The sequence below is a fragment of the Stenotrophomonas sp. SRS1 genome (assembly GCF_026130205.1).
Lineage (GTDB): Bacteria > Pseudomonadota > Gammaproteobacteria > Xanthomonadales > Xanthomonadaceae > Stenotrophomonas > Stenotrophomonas rhizophila_B.
Genome location: NZ_JAINFD010000001.1, coordinates 1,104,647 through 1,123,744 on the forward strand (window position 1 = coordinate 1,104,647; position 19,098 = coordinate 1,123,744).

The 19,098-nt window shown below is 66.6% G+C and carries 16 protein-coding genes; 5 read left to right on the forward strand and 11 right to left on the reverse strand.

The genetic code is table 11. The features are described 5' to 3' along the window. Positions 1-19: 19 nt before the first annotated feature. Genes pgaA through pgaD form a run of 4 tightly spaced genes read left to right on the forward strand, consistent with a single transcriptional unit; the run spans position 20 to position 5,690 of the window. Complete coding sequence (gene pgaA / locus K4043_RS04855) at positions 20-2,056, forward strand: poly-beta-1,6 N-acetyl-D-glucosamine export porin PgaA (protein ID WP_265308374.1); 2,037 nt, start codon at positions 20-22, stop codon at positions 2,054-2,056. 10 nt (positions 2,057-2,066) lie between these two features. Next, positions 2,067-3,962: a poly-beta-1,6-N-acetyl-D-glucosamine N-deacetylase PgaB gene (gene pgaB / locus K4043_RS04860; protein WP_259261649.1), complete on the forward strand. Its 1,896-nt coding sequence runs from the start codon at positions 2,067-2,069 to the stop codon at positions 3,960-3,962. A 7-nt stretch (positions 3,963-3,969) separates the two neighbouring features. Further along, the gene (gene pgaC, locus K4043_RS04865; RefSeq protein ID WP_259261511.1) at positions 3,970-5,217 is read left to right on the forward strand and encodes a poly-beta-1,6-N-acetyl-D-glucosamine synthase; all 1,248 of its coding nucleotides are present in this window, start codon (positions 3,970-3,972) and stop codon (positions 5,215-5,217) included. After that, a complete protein-coding gene (pgaD, locus tag K4043_RS04870) occupies positions 5,214-5,690 on the forward strand; it encodes a poly-beta-1,6-N-acetyl-D-glucosamine biosynthesis protein PgaD (RefSeq protein ID WP_123730728.1) in 477 nt (158 codons plus the stop codon). The genes pgaC and pgaD overlap by 4 nt, the downstream gene beginning before the upstream one ends. A gap of 32 nt (positions 5,691-5,722) precedes the next feature. On the opposite strand, the gene K4043_RS04875 is transcribed toward pgaD, so the two are convergent. The 11 genes from K4043_RS04875 to K4043_RS04925 all read right to left on the reverse strand — a co-directional run bounded on the left by K4043_RS04875 (position 5,723) and on the right by K4043_RS04925 (position 17,304). After that, entirely contained in the window at positions 5,723-6,985 is a 1,263-nt protein-coding gene (locus K4043_RS04875; protein WP_265308375.1) for a glutamate-5-semialdehyde dehydrogenase, read from the reverse strand. Positions 6,986-7,020: 35 nt separating this feature from the next. After that, entirely contained in the window at positions 7,021-8,169 is a 1,149-nt protein-coding gene (proB, locus tag K4043_RS04880; RefSeq protein ID WP_259261509.1) for a glutamate 5-kinase, read from the reverse strand. A 13-nt stretch (positions 8,170-8,182) separates the two neighbouring features. Next, a complete protein-coding gene (locus K4043_RS04885; RefSeq protein ID WP_121038179.1) occupies positions 8,183-8,443 on the reverse strand; it encodes a YciI family protein in 261 nt (86 codons plus the stop codon). A 69-nt stretch (positions 8,444-8,512) separates the two neighbouring features. Further along, positions 8,513-9,808: an argininosuccinate lyase gene (gene argH, locus K4043_RS04890; RefSeq protein WP_265308377.1), complete on the reverse strand. Its 1,296-nt coding sequence runs from the start codon at positions 9,806-9,808 to the stop codon at positions 8,513-8,515. Positions 9,809-9,883: 75 nt separating this feature from the next. Continuing rightward, the gene (gene argC / locus K4043_RS04895; protein WP_265308379.1) at positions 9,884-10,837 is read right to left on the reverse strand and encodes an N-acetyl-gamma-glutamyl-phosphate reductase; all 954 of its coding nucleotides are present in this window, start codon (positions 10,835-10,837) and stop codon (positions 9,884-9,886) included. Next, entirely contained in the window at positions 10,834-11,433 is a 600-nt protein-coding gene (locus K4043_RS04900) for a GNAT family protein (RefSeq protein ID WP_259261505.1), read from the reverse strand. Before K4043_RS04900 ends, argC begins: the two co-directional genes overlap by 4 nt. A gap of 5 nt (positions 11,434-11,438) precedes the next feature. Then, positions 11,439-12,764 (reverse strand): acetylglutamate kinase, encoded by a 1,326-nt coding sequence (locus K4043_RS04905; RefSeq protein ID WP_265308381.1) that lies wholly within the window; start codon positions 12,762-12,764, stop codon positions 11,439-11,441. 73 nt (positions 12,765-12,837) lie between these two features. Next, positions 12,838-13,926: an acetylornithine deacetylase gene (locus tag K4043_RS04910; protein ID WP_259261504.1), complete on the reverse strand. Its 1,089-nt coding sequence runs from the start codon at positions 13,924-13,926 to the stop codon at positions 12,838-12,840. A 148-nt stretch (positions 13,927-14,074) separates the two neighbouring features. Beyond that, the gene (locus K4043_RS04915) at positions 14,075-15,268 is read right to left on the reverse strand and encodes an argininosuccinate synthase (protein ID WP_265308382.1); all 1,194 of its coding nucleotides are present in this window, start codon (positions 15,266-15,268) and stop codon (positions 14,075-14,077) included. 92 nt (positions 15,269-15,360) lie between these two features. Further along, entirely contained in the window at positions 15,361-16,371 is a 1,011-nt protein-coding gene (locus tag K4043_RS04920; RefSeq protein WP_265308384.1) for an N-acetylornithine carbamoyltransferase, read from the reverse strand. A gap of 360 nt (positions 16,372-16,731) precedes the next feature. Continuing rightward, complete coding sequence (locus K4043_RS04925; RefSeq protein WP_123730718.1) at positions 16,732-17,304, reverse strand: hypothetical protein; 573 nt, start codon at positions 17,302-17,304, stop codon at positions 16,732-16,734. A gap of 265 nt (positions 17,305-17,569) precedes the next feature. Between K4043_RS04925 and cysS the strand changes: the two genes are divergently transcribed. After that, positions 17,570-18,982: a cysteine--tRNA ligase gene (gene cysS / locus K4043_RS04930; protein WP_265308385.1), complete on the forward strand. Its 1,413-nt coding sequence runs from the start codon at positions 17,570-17,572 to the stop codon at positions 18,980-18,982. Positions 18,983-19,098: the final 116 nt, after the last annotated feature.

Sequence of the window (19,098 nt, forward strand, 5' to 3'; positions counted from 1 at the left end):
ATGCTCCAAGGGGGGTTCCATGTACGACCATCGGCCGCTGGCGCTCTGCGTCGGCCTGGCATGCGCCACACTCGCTTTTTCCGCTCCGGCGGCCGCTGCAGCCACTGCGCGGGACAACGCATTGGCCGAGATCGGCCAGTTCCGGGACCACGCCCAATGGCTGGATGCACTGGCGGCGATCGAGCGGGCACGGGTCCAGTCGCCCGACGACGAACTGCTGTATCGCCTGCAGGTGCTGACCCTGGCGGACATCGGCAACGCGCACCGCGCCTGGCAGCTGTACCTGGCGCGCCCCACCCTGTTCGATGCGGCACAGAAAGAACGGCTGGAAGGCAATTACCTGGCCAAGCTGGTGGGCTGGAGCCTGGCCTATGGCCCCAGCGAGGACACCCGCCTGGATGAAGCCGATGCCGCGCTGGTGCAGATGCAGCAGTACCTCGAGCGCGATGGCACCACGGTGCATCAGGCGCCACTGCGGATCCGCTATGACCGCCTGATCCTGCTCAATCGACTGGGCCGCCATGCACAGGTGCGCGAGGAGTACCGCACGCTGCTCGCCGAGGGCCACCCGGTACCGAACTATCTGCTGGCCGCCGTCGGCGATTCGCTGATGGCCACACAGCATCCGGCCGAGGCGATCCCGGTGCTGGAAGCCGCACTCAACGCCGATCCGTCGCTGCCGCAGGCGCGCTCGGAACTGGCTTATGCGTATCTGGAGGACGAGCAGGCCGACACCGCGATCGCCCTGCTGAAGAAGTGGCAGACCGATGAGCCCGCGTGGCGCTGGGCCAATGGTGCCAAGGCACCCTATGCGAACTGGCCGCGCTACGAGGCCGACCTCAACCTGGCCATGGTGCGTGCCTACAGTGGCGACCTGCCCACCGCCCAGCGCGATCTGGAGAAGATGGTCGAGATCGGCCCGGGCAACACCGGCACGCAGTCGTCGCTCGGCAACATCTACCTGATGCGTGGCTGGCCGCGACGGGCGCTGGAGCGCTACAGCATGGCCAACACGCTGGACCCGCGCGACGTACCGGCGCGTCTCGGTCAGTACGATGCCTACCTGCAGCTGCAACGCGATGACCTGGCGCGGCCGGTTCGTGACACCCTGCTCGCCGCCTATCCGAACCAGCCCTCCGTGCAACGCATGGACCGCAGCTGGCGTGCGCACCGTGGCTGGCAATGGCATGCCTACGCCGAAGGTGGGCGCAGCTCGGGCGGTGGCGGTGCATCGCCGCTGGGCAACGATGACGGCCGCTACGGCGTGGAAGTGCAGTCCCCGGTGCTGGACGACCGCTGGCGCCTGGTCGCGTTCGCCGATCGGCGCAGCGTGGATTTCCAGGACCAGACCATCGACCCGTTGCGGATCGGTGCGGGGACGCGCTACCGCTACGGCCGCGCCGATGCCGAAGCCTTCGTCAACCGCGCCAACGACCACATCGGCGATACCGGCCTCAGCGCCGGGTTCGGCTGGCAGTTCAGCGATCAATGGCATGCCGGCATCACTGCCGCACGCAATGACCCGGATGCCTCGATGCAGGCACGCGTCTCCGGCATCACGGCCGACAGCATCGCACTGGCGGCCGACTATCGCCGCGACGAGCGCACCCACTGGAGCGTGGGGGCCAGCCAGTTCCGCTACGACGACGGCAACCGTCGCGATACCGTCAGCACCGCCATCGAGCAGCGCCTGTTGACCCGGCCGACGGTGTTCCTGGACGGTCTGGGCAGCGTGTATGCCAGCCGCGGCAGCCGCGATGACGTGCCCTATTTCAATCCCACCGAGGATCACTCGGTGGAGGTCGGCCTGCGCGTGGATCAGCAGTTGTGGCGCCACTACGAGCGCCACTTCCGGCATCGCCTGACCGTCTCCGTGGGCCAGTACTGGCAGCAGGGCTATGGCAGCGCGATCGTGCCCTCGGCCGAGTACCGCCACGAGTGGCAGCTCGGCGAAGGCCGCATTTTCGAGTACGGCATCCGCTGGTCGCGACCGGTCTATGACGGACAGCGTGAACGACACATCGGCTTGGATGCCGGCCTGCGGTGGGGAGAATGACATGCGGCACATGGACTTGAAGCGCTGGACCCGCTGGCTGTTGCTGGCCCTGCTCACCGCGGTGCTGCCGGTACAGGCACAGCAACCAACGGCCGTACTTGATGCCGCCGACAACGGGCTGCTGGTGCTCAGCTACCACGACATCCGCGACGAGGTCGCCGCCCGCGGCGACCCGGACGCGTATGCCGTGAGCACGCAGAACTTCGCCGCACACCTGGACTGGCTGTCCGCGCATGGGTATCACCCGGTGTCGCTGTCGCAGCTGATCACCGCCTCGAAGGGCGGCACGCCGCTGCCCCCCAAGCCGGTACTGCTGACCTTCGATGACGGCCTGCGCAGCGTGTACAGCAAGGTCTTCCCGCTGCTGCGCGCCTACAACTATCCGGCGCTGGTCGCGGTGATCACCGACTACGTGGACATGCCGGCCGGGCGTCAGATCGACTACGGCTACCGCCCCTTCACCCGCGATGATTTCCTGACCTGGGCGCAGCTGCGCGAGATGCAGAAGAGCGGGCTGATCGAACTGGCCAGCCACACCGACAACCTGCACCATGGCGTGCAGTCCAATCCGCAGGGCAACTCCACCCCGGCGGTGATCACCCGGACCTACGATCCGGCGCGCAGGACCTATGAAACCGCGGCCGAGTACGAAGCCCGCCTGCGCGCCGACCTGGGCCGCAGCGTGGAACGCATCCAGCGCAATGTCGGCGTCAGCCCCAAGGCGATCGTGTGGCCGTACGCGGCCTACAACGCGCTGAGCAACGACATCGCCGAGCAGCTGGGCATGCCGGTCTCGTTCGATCTGGAAGGCCGCAGCACGCCGGTCAAGCGTGATCTGCACGGTCTGGCCCGGTTGCTGGTGACCAACAACCCGACCGTGGTGCAGCTGGCCTACGAGCTGCGCCGCGATGTCGAGCGCGATGGCATGCGGGCGCTGCAGATCGACCTGGATGCGGTCTACGATGCCGACCCGGTGCAACAGGGCAAGAACCTGGATGCGCTGATCGACCGGGTCAAGAAGATCGGCCCGACCCACGTCTTCCTGCAGGCCTTCGCCGATCCGGATGGCAACGGCTCGGCCGATGCGTTGTACTTCCCCAACCGCCATCTGCCGATGCGTGCGGACCTGTTCAACCGCGTGGCGTGGCAGCTCAAGACGCGCGCCGGAGTGAAGGTGTTCGCGTGGCTGCCGGTGCTGGGCTACGAGCTCAAGGACCCGGCCATCCGCAAGGCGCTGGCCATCGAGAGCCCGGAAAGCGACGGCATCTTCCGGCTGGATTTCACCCGGCCTGAGGTTCGCAAGATCATCGATGACATCTACGAAGACCTGGCGATCAACTCGTACTTCGAGGGCCTGCTCTTCCACGATGACGCCTACCTGCGCGACACCGAGCTGACCCAGTTGCCGCAGGAAGGCGATGACGGTGCACGTACCCAGGCCCTGATCGACTTCACCCTGGAGCTGCGCACCGCCGCGCAGCGCTGGCGGCCGAAGCTGGGCACCGTGCGCAACCTGTATGCCCAGCCCGTGCTGGAACCGCAGAGCGCGAGTTGGTTCGCCCAGCGCCTGGACCTGTTCAACAAGGCCTACGACCACACCGCTTTGATGGCGATGCCGTGGATGGAAGGCAGCCGCAGCCCGGAACGCTGGCTGGACCGGCTGGTGGTGGCGGTGAAGCAACACGATCCGCAGTTGTCGCAGACGATGTTCGAGCTGCAGACGCTGGACTGGCGCACCGGCAAGCCGATCCCCGGCGACCGCCTGCGCGCGCAGATCCGCCGTCTACAGGCGCAGGGCGTGCGTCATTTCGCCTGGTATCCGGATGACTTCATCGCCGGACGTCCCTCCACGTATGACGCGCGCGCGGCCATGTCGGCCCGCAGCTTCCCGTACGAGGAAAAGTGAGGTCGCCATGCATCCTCTTCTCTATATCCTGTTCCAGTTCGCCTTCTTCTACCCGATGGTGATGGCCTTCTTCTGGATGTCCGGCGGCCTGTATTACTTCTTCCGGCGCGAACGCAAGGCGCGCGACCGCGATGATCCACCGCCGATGGACGAGTACCCGTTCGCGTCGATCCTGATTCCCTGCCATAACGAGGCGGAGAACCTGGACGACACGCTCGGCTCGGCGCTCAAGCAGAACTACCCGGATTTCGAAGTGATCGCCATCAACGATGGCAGCAGCGACGACACCGGCGCACGCCTGGATGCCCTGGCCGCCCTGCACCCGCGGCTGCGGGTGGTACACCTGGACCGCAACCTGGGCAAAGCCAATGCGCTGCGCATGGGCGCGCTCGCCGCACGCTCGGAGTTCCTGGTGTGCATCGATGGCGATGCGATGCTGGAGGAATACGCCACGCACTGGATGGTCTGGCACCTGACCTCCGGCCCGCGCGTGGGTGCGGTGACCGGCAACCCGCGCATCCGCAACCGCTCCACCCTGCTGGGCCGGCTGCAGGTGGCCGAGTTCTCCTCGATCATCGGCATGATCAAACGCGCGCAACGGGTGTACGGGCGCATCTTCACCATCTCCGGCGTGATCGCCGCATTCCGTCGCACCGCGCTGCACCGGATCGGCTACTGGGCCGATGACATGGTGACCGAAGACATCGACATCAGCTGGCGCCTGCAGCTGGATCATTGGGACATCCGCTACGAACCCAACGCGCTGTGTTTCATCCTGATGCCGGAAACGCTGAAGGGGCTGTGGCGACAGCGCCTGCGCTGGGCGCAAGGCGGCGTGGAAGTGCTGCTGCGGCATGGCGGCTCGCTGTTCCACTGGCGCAAGCGGCGGATGTGGGGCGTGCTGCTGGAGTACATCCTCAGCGTGCTCTGGGCGTACACGATGCTGGCCATCATCGTGCTATGGGCGCTGGGCAAGTTCATGGCGCTGCCACCGGAGCTGTACATCGCCACACTGCTGCCGCAATGGCATGGCGTGATCCTGGCCCTGGTCTGTCTGCTGCAGTTCGCCAGCAGCCTGATCATCGACCGCCGTTACGAAACGCATATTGGACGTAATTACTTCTGGGTGATCTGGTACCCGATGGCGTACTGGCTCATCAGTCTGTTCACGACCCTGGTGGCGTTCCCCAAGACGATCTTCAAACGTCGTGGCAAGCGCGCGGTCTGGGTCAGTCCTGACCGGGGTATCCGATGAACACTGTCAAATCCACCCGCCGCTTCGACTCGCGGCTGATCCAGAAACCACGCAAGCAGCCGCGGCTGCAGCGTACCGCCTGGGGCTTTGTGACCATCGCCTTCTGGGCATTCTACTTCTACCTGTGGGCGCCGCTGGTGACGCTGGTCTCCTGGCTGCTGGGCGGGCAGATGGCCTGGACGCAACTGTATGAGCAGAAGCAGACGGTCGATCCGTTCGTGGTGATCGCACTGCCGGTGATGCTGGTCTGCTGCGCGGCGCTGCTGATCGCCTGGGCCGAGTACAACCGCATGCGGTTTTCGGGCAAGGAACGTCGGCTGCCACATGACGATGTGACCCGCGAAGAAATGGCGCATGACCTTGGCGCGAGTGCCGGCGTGGCGGCCTCGCTGGCTGACGGCAAGGCCGTGACCCTGCACATGGATGACCACGCGCGGCCGGTGCGGGTGACCGCGCAGGCGCTGGCCGGCTGAGGGTGGTGCCGGCCGCTGGCCGGCATGACCCACTACGTGCGCGTCTGGCCTTCGCCGCGGACGACGAAGCGCTCCACGGTGAGCGCTTCCAGTCCCATCGGGCCGTAGGCATGCAGGCGGGTGGTGGAGATGCCGATCTCCGCACCCAGGCCGAGCTCGCCACCATCGGAGAAACGCGAGGAGGCGTTCACCATCACCACCGCCGAACGCAACGCGTGCACGAAGCGCTCGGCCGCCGCGGCATCCTCGGTCGCTATCACTTCGGTGTGGTCCGAGCTGTACTGCTGGATATGCGCGAGGGCGTCCTCCAGGTCATCCACCACGCGCACGGCGATGATCAGATCCAGATACTCGGCGGCGTAATCATCGTCGCTGGCCGCCTCGGCGTCGGGCAGCCAGTGGCGTGCCACCGCATCGGCGCGTAGCTGCACGCCACGCTCGGCCAGCGCTTTCGCCGCCAGGGGCAGGAAGGTCGGCGCGAGGTCGGCATGGACCAGCAGTGTCTCCAGCGAGTTGCAGGCCGACGGCCGGCTGCACTTGCCGTCCACCAGCAGGCGCAGCGCCAGTGCTGGATCAGCGGCGCGGTCTACGTACAGATGGCAGACGCCCTTGTAATGCTTGATCACCGGTACGCGGGCATGCTCGGCCACGAAGCGGATCAGCCCCTCCCCGCCGCGCGGAATCGCCAGATCGATCAGGTCGTTGAGCTGCAGCAGCGCCAGCATGGTCTCGCGGCGCAGATCCTCGACCAGCGTCAACGCCGCATCGGCAATGCCGGCCTCGCGCAGCGCGCGCTTGAGCGAGGCGGCAATCGCGGTATTGGAGTGGATCGCCTCCGAGCCGCCGCGCAGGATCACCCCGTTGCCGGCCTTGATGCACAGCGCGGCGGCATCGGCGGTCACGTTCGGGCGCGCCTCGTAGATCATCGCGATGACGCCCAGCGGCACGCGCACCTTCTGCACGCGGATGCCATTGGGGCGCACATCATCGCGGGTCACCTGGCCGACCGGATCGGGCAACGCGGCGACCTCACGCAGCGCGGCGGCGATGCCGGCCAGGCGCTGCGGGTTCAAGGCCAGGCGATCCAGCATCGCCGTGCCGACGCCCTTCTCCGTGGCCGCCGTAAGATCGCGGGCGTTGGCGGCGAGAATCGCATCGGTATCCGCGTCGAGCGCGGCGGCCATCGCTTCGAGCAGCTCGGCCTTGGCGGCGGAGGACAGCTGCGCGAGTTGCTGGGCAGCCTCGCGGCAGGCCAGCGCCTGGGTGCGGATGTCGGTAGTGGAGCTGGCGACCATCTCAATATCCTTGGAAAAACACGGTGGAGACGCGATCACAACAGCACCAGATCGTCACGGTGGATGACGTTGCCACCGTAGTTGTAGCCGAGCACGCTTTCGATGTCGCGCGAGTGGCGCCCGGCGACGCGGCGGATGTCGCTGGCCGAGTACTGGCTGACGCCACGGGCCAGGCAGACCTCGCCGGCCTCGGTGCGTTGCCGGATCTCGATCATGTCGCCACGGCGGAAGTCCCCCTCCGCGCCGACCACGCCGCCGGGCAGCAGCGAGGCGCCCTTGCCACGCAGCGCATCGGCCGCGCCGCTATCGACCAGGATCGCGCCCGGTTCCAGCGGTGCGTGCCGCAGCCAGTACTTGCGCGCGGCCACGCGGGTCTGCGCGGCGTGGATGCGGGTGCCGAAGAGGCGGCCCTGGCTGAGCGCGCGCACCACCTCGGCGCTGCGCCCGTTGAACAGGCAGGTCTCGATGCCGACACGCCCGGCCTTGGCCGCGGCCTCCAGCTTGGTATGCATGCCGCCGGTGCCGGCGCCGCTGCCGGCCCCCCCGGCCATCGCCAGCACCTCGACGGTCAACTCGGGCACATCGTGGATCGGCCGTGCCTGCGGATCACGCCGCGGATCGGCGCTGTACAGGCCGTCGATATCGGTGGCGATGAACAGTACATCGGCGTCGATCAGCGCAGCGACGGTCGCGGCCAGATTGTCGTTGTCGCCGAGCTTGAGCTCATCCACCGAGACGGTGTCGTTCTCGTTGACCACCGGCAGCGCGCCCAGCCGCAGCAGTTCGTTGAGCGTGGCGCGGGCATTGAGATAGCGGCGGCGGTTGCGCAGGTCGTCATGGGTCAGCAGCACCTGCGCCACCGGACGTTCGAAGAAGCGCTGCCACAACCCGATCAGCTGCGCCTGGCCGAGGGCGGCCAGTGCCTGCCGCGCGGCCATCGCTGCCCCGGCTTCCAGCGCGCGCGGCACGATCGCCCGGCCCGCCGCCACCGCGCCGGAGGACACGATCACCACTTCACGCCCGGCCAGGACATTGGCCGAGACGAACTGGGCCAGACCCAACGCGTGGCGTGGCGAGAGACCGCCGCCGTCAGCGGCCAGCAGGCTGCTGCCCACTTTGAGGACGGCACGTTTCCACTGCGGAACGGCTTGTTCGGTGAACGGCGAAGGCACGGACTGGTTCATGTGATCGGCGCGCTCAGCGCGTGCTCCATTCGTGGATGCGGGCGGTGGCACTGCCGTGCACCAGCAGCGGATCAGTGTCGACCAGCGCCTGCGCGGCGGCCAGGTCGGCAATATCCTGCAGCACGTAGGCGCCACCGCTCTTGTCGGTGAAACCCCCGGTCAGCAGCAGCTGCCCGCGGGCCCGCACCGCATCGAGAAAGCGCACGTGCTCGGCACCCACGTCATCGCGGAAGTCCGGGGTGCGGGTGACCATCACCAGATAACAGGTTTTCATGTGAGTCCTTTTCCCGGGCGCACCCGGCAAGACGTTACAAAAACGGCGACCTTGCGGCCGCCGTCGTGATTACACCAGTGCGGCCCAGCGGGCGCGCAGTTCATCCAGCCGCAGGTCGGCCGCCGCGCCGGGCGACACGCGCGCGGCCAGGCTGCCTTCGGGGGTACGCCCCTGCCCGGCCGTATCCGCCGCCGCGGCGGCGGCCTTGTAGGCCTCGCGGAACGGCACACCGGCCACCGCCGCTTCCACGGCGACATCGGTGGCGTACATGCCCGAGTCGATCGCCGCACGCAGCTTGTCGTCGCGCCATTCCAGGTTGGCCAGCAGCGCCGGCAGCAGTTCCAGCGCGGCCAGACCGCGGCCGAAGCCATGGAAGATCGCGCCCTTGCTGCTCTGCAGATCGCGGTGATAGCCCGACGGCAGCGACAGCAGCTGCTCGATCTCGGTGCGGGCCGCGGCCACGCTGGCGTGGGTCGCACGCATCAGTTCGATCACGTCCGGGTTGCGCTTGTTCGGCATGATCGAACTGCCGGTGGTGTACTGCGCCGGCAGCGCGACGAAGCCGAACTCGCCGCTGGTGAACAGCGACAGGTCCCACGCGATGCGGCGCAGATCCAGCGTGGCGCCGCCAAGCGCTTCCAGGGCGGCCAGCTCGAACTTGCCGCGCGAGAGCTGCGCGTAGATCGGCGAGATCTGCATCCGTGCGAAACCGAGTGCCTCGGTGGTGTGCGCGCGGTCCAGCGGCAGGTTCACGCCATAACCGGCGGCCGTGCCGAGCGGATTGGCATCGACCAGGTTGAAGGTGTCGTGCGCGCGGATCGCGTTGTCGATGAAGGCTTCGGCCCAGCCGGCCCACCACATGCCCGCCGAGGACACCACGGCGCGCTGGATGTGGGTGTAGCCCGGCACCGGCAGGTCTTTTTCGGCCTCGGCGCGATCCAGCGCGACCTTGGCGATCTCGCGGCTCAGCTCGGCCACGCGCAGCAGCTTGTCCTTCAGCCACAGCCGGGTCGCCACCAGGATCTGGTCGTTGCGGCTGCGGCCGGTGTGGATTTTGCGGCCGGCATCGCCGAGGCGCTCGGTCAGGCGCGCTTCGATCGCCGAGTGGCAATCCTCGAAGCGCTCATCCAGCACGAATGTGCCGCTGCGGAAATCCTCGGCCAGCACATCCAGCTCGCGCTGCAGGCCGATGCGCTCGTCGTTGCCGAGGATGCCGATGTTCTCCAGGCCCTGCGCATGCGCCTTGCTGGCCGCCACGTCGTACAGGAAGAACGCGCGGTCCAGGATCACATCATCGCCGGCCAGGAAGGTCTGGATCTTGGCGTCTACCGCCACGCCGGGCTTCTGCCACAGAAGGTCTGCCATGTCTTGCTCCGTAGGCGGATTCGCTCCGCCGGGTTGTCAGGGCGCGCGCAGGGGGCCGCGCTGCGCCGTGGGAATTCAGTGCGGGATGGAGGCCAGTTCGTCCAGGCCCAGCGCCAGGTTGAGGTTCTGCATCGCCTGGGTGGCCGCGCCCTTGAGCAGGTTGTCCAGAGTCGCCACCACCACCACGCGCTTGCCGCCCGGGGCCACGTCGAAGCCGCCGATCTGCACGCCGTGCCGGCCCGCAATCTGGCTCACCCATGGCGCTTCGTCGATCACGTCGACCAACGCTTCGTTGGCGTAGTACTTCTGATAGAGCGCGATCACGTCCTCGCGCGTGACCACCGTGTTGAGCCACAGGTTCACGGTCATGGTGATGCCGCGGAAGTGCGGCGCCACATGCGGCATGAACTCGACCGGCACGCGCAGGTGCGCGGTCACTTCACGCTCGTGCACATGGTTGGTCAGCGCATACGGCATCAGGTTGTCGCGCAGCAGTTCGGGATTGTTCTTGTCCGAGGGCGTGGTGCCCGCGCCGGAGTAACCAGAGACACCAAAGCACTGCGGCGGGCCGGCCAGCTGCTGCAGCAGCGGGCTGATCGCCAGCTGCATCGCGGTGGCGTAGCAGCCCGGGTTGCTGATGTGCTTCTGGCCCAGGTAATCGCCCCGGGTCAGCTCCGGCAGGCCGTAGTACCAGCTCGGCTCAAAGCGCTGATCGGCCGACAGATCCACGATCACCGTCTCCGGCCTGGCCGCATCCAGCGCGGCCACGAACGGCGCGGACAGGCCATTGGGCAACGCCAGGATCACGGCGTCCATGCCCTTGGCGGCGACAGCGTCCGCATCCAGGTTCTCGAACTGCAGTTCACCGTGCCAGTCGCTGTGGTGATCGCTCACGCGCTGGCCGGCCAGTTCGCGCGAGGACACGAAGCCCAGCTGCAGGTGCGGGTGGGCGGCGATCAGCTTGATCAGCTCGGCACCGGTGTGGCCGCGGGCGCCGACGATGCCGACGGTGAAGGTCTTGGTGCTCATGCGTGTGCGTCCAGGCGGTGCTGCAGGTGGCGTTTCACCCCCTGCCATTCCGCATCGATGATGGAGAAGATGACGGTGTCTCGCGGGGTGCCATCCGGGTGGCGCTTGTGGTTGCGCAGCACGCCGTCCTGCTTCGCCCCCAACCGCGCGATCGCGGTGCGCGAGGTGAGGTTGAACCAGCTGGTCTCGAACACCACGCTCAGGCATTCCAGCCGCTCGAAGGCGTGGGTGAGCAGCATCAGCTTGGTCTCGGTGTTGATGCCGGTGCGCTGGGCGGCCTCGCCATACCAGGTGTAGCCGATGCTCAGGCGCGGCACCTCGGCGTCCAGATCGTAGTAGCGGGTGGTGCCGACCACTTCATCGGCCTCGTTGAGGACCGCGAACGGCAACACCTTGCCCTCGGCCTGCGCCTGCAGCGCGGCCTGGACATAGGCCGTCATGGTCTTCGCACTGGGCACCTGGGTGTACCAGAGCTTGGACAAGGTGCCATCCCCCAGTGCACCGCGCAGGCCATCGATGTGCGCCATCTGCAGCGGCTCCAGCCGGGCATGTGTGCCGGCCAGTGTGGGGACCTTGGTCCAATCGGCGAGATTCATGAGGTTCAGCCCTCCAGGCTGGGGGTGCGAGCGGCGCAATGCTCGACGTACGCTTTGATGCGGTCGAAGCCATCGGCGCCGAACCAGAACGCTTTCCAGTGGCCTTGCTTGTAGCAGCCATCGGATTGCGCGTAGTAGAAGTGATTGATCGGGTTGCCGTTGCGCGAGCGCCAGAACAGCTGCGGGGTTTCGTCCAGCATGACATTCCAGACCGCGCGGCCCAGGCCTTCGCCCTGCGCATCGTCGAGCACTGCGAACTTGTCCAGGTAGACGCCTTCGGGCTCGTCGGTGAGGATCACTGCGGTGCGATAGTTCTCGCTCACGTAGGCGCGCAGCAGCTTGGTCTTCTGGAAATAATCCGGCACCAGGGTACGGCCGAAGCTGGATTCGATCAGCTGCTTCAGGCGCGGCAGATCGAGCGCATCCCACGCGGTGGCACGCAGCACTTTCTCGCCCTTGCGCACCAGCGTGCCGGAGCCCTTGTGGGTGAACAGTTCCTTGGCCAGGTCCGCCGGCCGCGTGATCGACACCGAGGACTCCAGTGGCAGCCGATCCAGCAGGTCCTTGATCTGTTCGATCTTGACCCGCATGCCGCCATGGATCCACGGCTGCTGCATCAGCTGATCGTACTCGGTGGAGAGGTTGATCGAGTCGATCACCTTGCCCTCTTCATCGAGCAGGCCGCCGGTACCGGTCAGGAAGATGATCTTGTAGGGCTGCAGCTCCTGCACCAGCTCATTGGCGGCGAAGTCGGCGTTGACGTTGAGGATCTGCCCGCAGCGGGTTTCGCCCAGGCTGGTGATCACCGGGATCGAGCCGGCACGCAGGCTGGCTTCGATCGGAGCCAGGTTGACCTTCTTGACCTCACCGACCAGGCCGTAGGTGTCCTGATCCAGGTACTCGGCTTCGAACACGCCGCCGGTGATCGAGGTTGCGCGCGCACCGTTCTGCTGCAGCGCTTCGACCAGCTGCAGATTGGAGGCCTGGAACACCCGGCGCACGATCGCCAGGCCTTCGGCCGAGGTCACGCGCAGGCCGTTGACGGTCTGCTTCTCGATGCCGGCCGCCGACAGTTCGGCGTCCAGCTGCGGGCCGGCGCCATGCAGCACGATCGGGGTCAGGCCGACTTCCTGCAGGAACGACAGCGAGGAGGTCAGCGCCTCCAGGTCATCGCGCAGCACCGCGCCGCCGACTTTGACCACGGCAAAGCGTTTGGCGTCCAGCTGCGAGAAACGCTTGAGGTACTGGCTGATCTCCTTCGCGCTGGCCATGCTCGAGAGCAGGCGCACGATGGTCTGACGGGTCTGGCGGTGGGGCTGGGAAGAAGGCATTTCGATATCGTCGCAGGCGGCCGGGGCCGCGATGGGTGTTCCGTCAGTGGGGGACCACGACGGCGTCATTCGATCAGGCGCCGTGCGCGATGATGCGGTGCACGGACGCGGCGTAACGCTGCAGCTGCTCCAGCGTCACGAACTCATCGGCAGTGTGGGCCTGGGCGATGTCGCCCGGGCCGTACACCAGCGTGGTGTAACCCCCGGCCGAGAACAGCGAGGCCTCGGTCCAGAAATCCACTGCGTTGCCGATCGGGATGTCCAGCGCATCGGCCACGTCACGCGCAGCCAGACGGCGGTTTTCTGCTTCGGCAATATCGCCGGCCGGGAAGCTGGGCCCTCGGAAGGTCTCGGTGAACACCGCGGCCTCCGGTTCGGCGAAACCGGCAAAGGTGGCCAGCAGCGCATCGATATCCATCGACGGCAGCGGGCGGAAGCCGAAGCGCACCTCGGCGGCGGGCGCGATCATGTTGGCCTTGATGCCGCCTTCCACGCGCCCGATGTTGAAGCGCAGGCCGGTCAGCCCACCAAAGCGCGCATGCGACAACGACTCGACATGGTCCAACGCGCGGTTGCCCCAGCGCATCGCCTGATGCAGTGCGCTGGCGGCCGCATCCTGCTTGCCCGAGGCATGCCCGGCGCGGCCCTTGAACTGCATCAGCACCGAGCTGATGCCACGGTGCGCGAGTACCGCTTCGCTCATCGTCGGCTCGGCCACCAGCACCGCTTCATACGCAATGCCGCGGGCGAGGAAGGCGGCGATGCAGCGCGGGTCGTTGGCCTCCTCGTCGCTGGAGAACAGAAACGCGGCGTCGCCATCGCTGGCGTTCGCAGCCGCCACCAACGCAGCCGCGGCGCCCTTGATGTCACACACGCCCAGTCCGATCACGCGGTCCTCGGCGCGCCGCATCACGTGCGGGTCGGCCGTCCAATGCGGCGAATCCGGCACGGTATCCAGGTGCACGTTGAACAGGTACTTCGGGGCGCCACGCACCGCATACAGGCTGACTGCACCGTCGCCATGGTCGATCACTTCCACATTGAACCCGGGCAGGTTCGCACGCAGGTAATCGAAGATGCCGCCGGTGGTGATCGCACGCGGCGGATTGCGCGTGTCGAAGGACACAAGCTGCTGCAGGTGATCGAGTGTCTGTTCAAGCATGAATCAACAATCCTGTGGAATTCCGCCGGGCATGGCCAGGCGCTACCGGAATGCGTCTGGTGGAGAGCCCCCTTGGTGTTCAAGGGGGCGCGCCAACGGCGCGGGGTTGAGGAAGAATGCGCGGGAGACGCGCGCGCAATTCAATCGCTCAGCGATTGACTTGCGCGTAAAGCGTCGAGCTCATGCCGAACAGCTTGATGAAGCCTTCGGCTTCTTCCACGCCCCAGTCCGCCGACTGCGCATAGGTGGCGCCCTTGGCGTTGAGCAGGTGCGGCGACTTCACGGCCACGGCATCCACACGGCCACCGCGGGTTTCCAGCACCACTTCGCCGTTGACCTTGGTCTGCGAGGACTTCAGGAAGGCCTCGATGTCGGTCTTGAGCGGGTCGTGGTAGAAGCCTTCGTACACCAGCTCCACCCACTTGCGCGCCACGTCCGGCTTGAAGCGGTTCTGCTGCTTGGTCAGCACCGCATCTTCCAGCGCGCGGTGCGCGGCCAGCAGCGAGACCAGGCCCGGCGCTTCGAACACGATGCGGCCCTTCAGGCCGATCACGGTGTCACCGGTGTAGACGCCACGGCCGACGCCGTACGGGGCGAACAGCTTGTTGAGCTTGGCCAGGATCTGCTCACCGGGCAGCGCTTTGCCGTCCAGCTCGACGGCTTCGCCTTCGACGAACTTCAGGGTGACCGTCAGTGCCTGTTCCGGCCATTCGCTGCGCGGCGCGCACCAGCCGCGGGCACCCTCGCCCGGCGCTTCCCAACGGTCGATCTCGCCGCCGGACATGGTCAGGCCGAGCAGGTTCTCGTTGATGGTGTAGGCCTGCTGCTTGGCACGCACGCCGAAGCCACGCTCTTCCAGGTACTTCTGCTCGTAGGCGCGGGTCTGGGTGTGTTCCTTCTGGATTTCGCGGATCGGCGCGACGATCTGGTAGTCGCCCAATGCCTTCACGGCCAGATCGAAACGGACCTGGTCGTTGCCCATGCCGGTGCAGCCGTGGGCAATGATGTTGGTGCCCAGTTCGGCGGCGCGCTTGAGCGCGGCATCCACGATCAGGTAGCGATCGGAGACCAGCAGCGGGTACTGACCCTGGTAGCCTTCGCCGGCCCACACGAACGGCTTGACGAAGCCACTCCAGATCGCCGGGCCACCATCGACGGTGACGTGGGTGGTGACGCCCAGCTCAGCGGCACGCTGCTCGATGAAATCGCGCTCTTCGTCATCCACGCCGCCGGTATCGGCGAACACGGTGTGCACGTTGTAGCCGCGCTCCTGCAGGTAAGGCACGCAGAAGCTGGTGTCGAGTCCGCCGGAGAAGGCCAGGACGATGTCTTTCTTGCTCATGGGGTCAGGGTCCAATTGGAAATGCGGTATTGATTGGGTTCTGGAGCCGGTAGAGCCACGCCATGCGTGGCTGCACCGTTGGATTCGTTCGATTACCGGCCGATCAGCGCCGACATGATCGCCTTCTGCACATGCAGGCGGTTTTCGGCTTCGTCGATCGCGATGCACTGCGCCGAATCCATCACGCCGTCGGTCGCCTTCACGTTGCGGCGCAGCGGCAGGCAGTGGCTGAAGACACCGTTGTTGGTGAGCGCCATCTTGGCTTCGTCGACGATGAAGTGCTTGTACTGGTCGCGGATCGGCTTCTCAGGCTCCCAGTTGCCGAAGAACGGCAGCGCGCCCCAGCTCTTGGCGTACACCACGTCCGCACCGGCGTAGGCGCTGGCGATGTCATGGCTGACCTGCAGCGAACCGCCGCTCTCGGCGACGTTCTGCTCGGCCCAGCCCATGTAGCGCTCATCCAGGATGTAATCCGGGGTCGGGCACAGCAGGGTCACGTCCATGCCCATGCGGGTGGCGATGGTCAGGGCCGAGTTGGCCACGGCGGTGTTCAGCGGCTTGGGATGGTAGGTCCAGGTCAGCACGTACTTCTTGCCGCGCAGGTGCTGGGTACCGAAGTGTTCCTGCAGCGCCATCACGTGGGCCAGTTCCTGGCACGGGTGGGTGATGGTTTCCATGTTGATCACCGGCACCGGCGAGTATTTGGCGAAGCTCTTGAGCACTACGTCTTCGCGGTCCTTGGTCCAGTCGATGAACTTCGGGAAGGCACGCACGCCGATCAGGTCCACATAGCGGCCCAGCACCTTGGCCACTTCGGCGATGTGCTCCTCGGTGTCCCCGTCCATCACCGAGCCCAGGTTGAACTCGATCGGCCAGGCGTCTTTGCCCGGCTGCAGCACGATCGCGTGGCCACCCAGCTGGAACGCGCCCAGCTCGAAGCTGGTGCGGGTACGCATGGAGGGGTTGAAGAACACCAGGGCAATCGACTTGCCCTTGAGCTCGTCGCCCAGTTTGTTGCGCTTGAACAACGCGGCCTGGGTCAACAGGGCATCCAGGTCGGTGCGGCTCCAGTCCTGGGTGTTCAGGAAGTGCTTCAGGGACATCGATCGATCCTTTGCGGCTGGTTTTCCACCGTTTCCGGCGGAGGTTGGGGGCGCCGGGGCGCGTTCAGGGCTCAACAAAACGTATACAGATGAAACTTTTCAGATCGTAGAAACGAAAAAACCCAGCACGGGGGCTGGGTTTTCCGAACAGACAGCACGAAGCTCCGGTTACCCAGCGAAAATGTGGGGTTCCGGTCGGCGGGCACGCGACGTCATGCCCGTAGCCATACGGGCGGCGCTGGTGTCGTGCTGGAAGTCGGTGAGTTTCATGGCCGCCCATCTTTGCATGCACCCGGGGTGGGTGCAAGGCCTGAATGGAAATTCAGGTTGAAGGCGTCGCCCGTGAGGCGACGGAAGGTGTCACGGGTTGGCGCCACCGGCCTGCTCGTTGCCCACCCAAGGGGTGATCGAGACCCGGATCTTGAGCCGGTTGCCCGGGTCTTCCGGCAGGCGGGAGCGGTACTTGGTGCCCTTGTAGACGTAGTCCACGTCGTAGGCGATCGGGCGGCGGAACTCGCGGCCGACCGGGATGATCTTGCAATCGCGGGTCAGCAGCGGCCCGGTGTTGGCCGGCGGCTTCTCGACCACGACGGTCTCCTGATAGGCGCTCTCGTCGGTACTGCCATCCTCCCGGCGGAAGATCGAGCGCACCGAATCCATGAAGCGGCCGAAGCGGCCCTTGTCTTCCTGCGGCTCCTCGCCGGTGACGTTGACCGGTGCCAGGGTACGGGTGGAGACCGGCTCGCAGTGTTCCTCGGTGCGCGTCGCCCGCAGGGTCTGGAAGATGGGCTCCACGTTGAGCACCTGGGCGTAGTCGAACTTCACGTTCTCCACGATCACGACCCGGTTGCGCACCTCACTGTCCTGGGCGCACGCCCCGAAGGCGGCACTTCCGAGCACGCAGACCAGCGTCAACAACGAAGCGGATTTCATTGGCAACAGGGAAAAGGACAAGGGGGATAGTGTAGGCAGTGGCAGGCACAAGGGGCTGAACATTACCCGTCCGTGACGTTTCTGCCCATAGTCCGGACCGGCCCGCCGGCCGGAAGCCCGCAACGGCGGGCCTGTTGCCCCGAGCGCCACAGGTGTACCGGTGTCGTTTCAGTCAGATACCCGCCGACAGCCCCGCTTCGGCCACATCCCCCCAAAGCCCCCGACACGTTCTAAAATCGACCGCTTATCCCCGCCCCAGACCCTCATGACCCTGCGCCTGCACAACAACCTGACACGCCAGCTCGAACCGTTCACTCCGCTCGATCCGACCTGTCCGACCCTGTATGTGTGTGGCCCCACGGTCTACAACTACGTCCACATCGGCAATGCCCGTGGGCCGGTGGTGTTCGGGGTCCTGGCCGATCTGCTGCGGCGCCGCTTCGGCGGCCTGCGCTATGCCCGCAACATCACCGACGTGGATGACAAGATCAACACGGCCGCACGCGAGCAGCAGGTTCCGATCAGCACCATCACCGACCGCTTCGCCGCCGCCTACCGCGAGGACATGGCCGCGCTGGGCGTGGTGCCGCCGGATATCGAGCCGGAAGCCACCGCGCACATCCCGCACATCGTCACCATGATCGAGCAGCTGATCGCCAACGGGCACGCCTATGCGGCCGAAGGCCACGTGCTGTTCTCGGTGAGCTCCTACGCCGACTACGGCAAGCTCTCGCGCCGTGACCCGGACGAGATGCTGGCCGGTGCGCGCGTGGATGTCGCCCCGTACAAGCGCGACCCGGGCGATTTCGTGCTGTGGAAGCCGTCCAGCGACGATCTGCCGGGCTGGGCATCGCCCTGGGGCCGTGGCCGTCCGGGCTGGCACATCGAGTGCTCGGCGATGGCTGCCGCGCACCTGGGGCCGACCATCGATATCCATGCCGGTGGTGTGGACCTGCAGTTCCCGCACCACGAGAACGAGATCGCCCAGAGCGAGTGCGCACATGGCGGGCAGACCTTCGCCCGGTTCTGGCTGCACAACGGCATGCTCAACTTCGGCGGCGCCAAGATGAGCAAGTCGATCGGCAACATCGAGCGCGTGCACGATCTGGTCCGCCAGCATGCCCCCGAGGCGCTGCGCTATGCGCTGCTGTCGGCCCACTACCGGCAGCCGCTGGACTGGTCCGATGCGCTGATCGAGCAGTCGGTACGCACCCTGGATGGGCTGTACGGCGCCCTGCGCGAGTTCGAATCGGTCCCGGCCACCGCGACCATTCCGGCCAGCATCGAAGAGGTGCTTGATGACGACCTCAACACGCCGCGTGCGCTGGCGATCCTTCCGGATCTGGTGAGGAAGCTCCGCCACGCCAGCGCCCCTCCGGGCGGGCCGGACCTGCCGCGCGAGGGCGATACGCTGGCCCAGCTGTCCCTCCTCAAGGGCGAGTTGCTCGGCGCCGGACTGGCCCTGGGCCTGCTACAGCAGACACCGGCGGCGTGGTTTGGTAGCGAAGCGGCTGACGACGCCGAAGGCACGCGCATCCAGGCCCTGATCGACGAACGCGCCGCTGCCAAGCAGGCCCGCGACTTCGCCCGCGCCGATGCGATCCGCGACCAGTTGGCCGCCGAGGGCATCGTGCTGGAAGACACCGCTCAAGGCGTGCGCTGGTCGCGCAAGCGCTGAAAGACCGCCCGGCTGACCGTCGGGCGCTACCCGACACCGCCCGATCCACTGGGCATTGCCATGACATCGCCCCGGCCACGGACGGCCAGGCTGCCTCCCCCGCAATTGCACGGTCA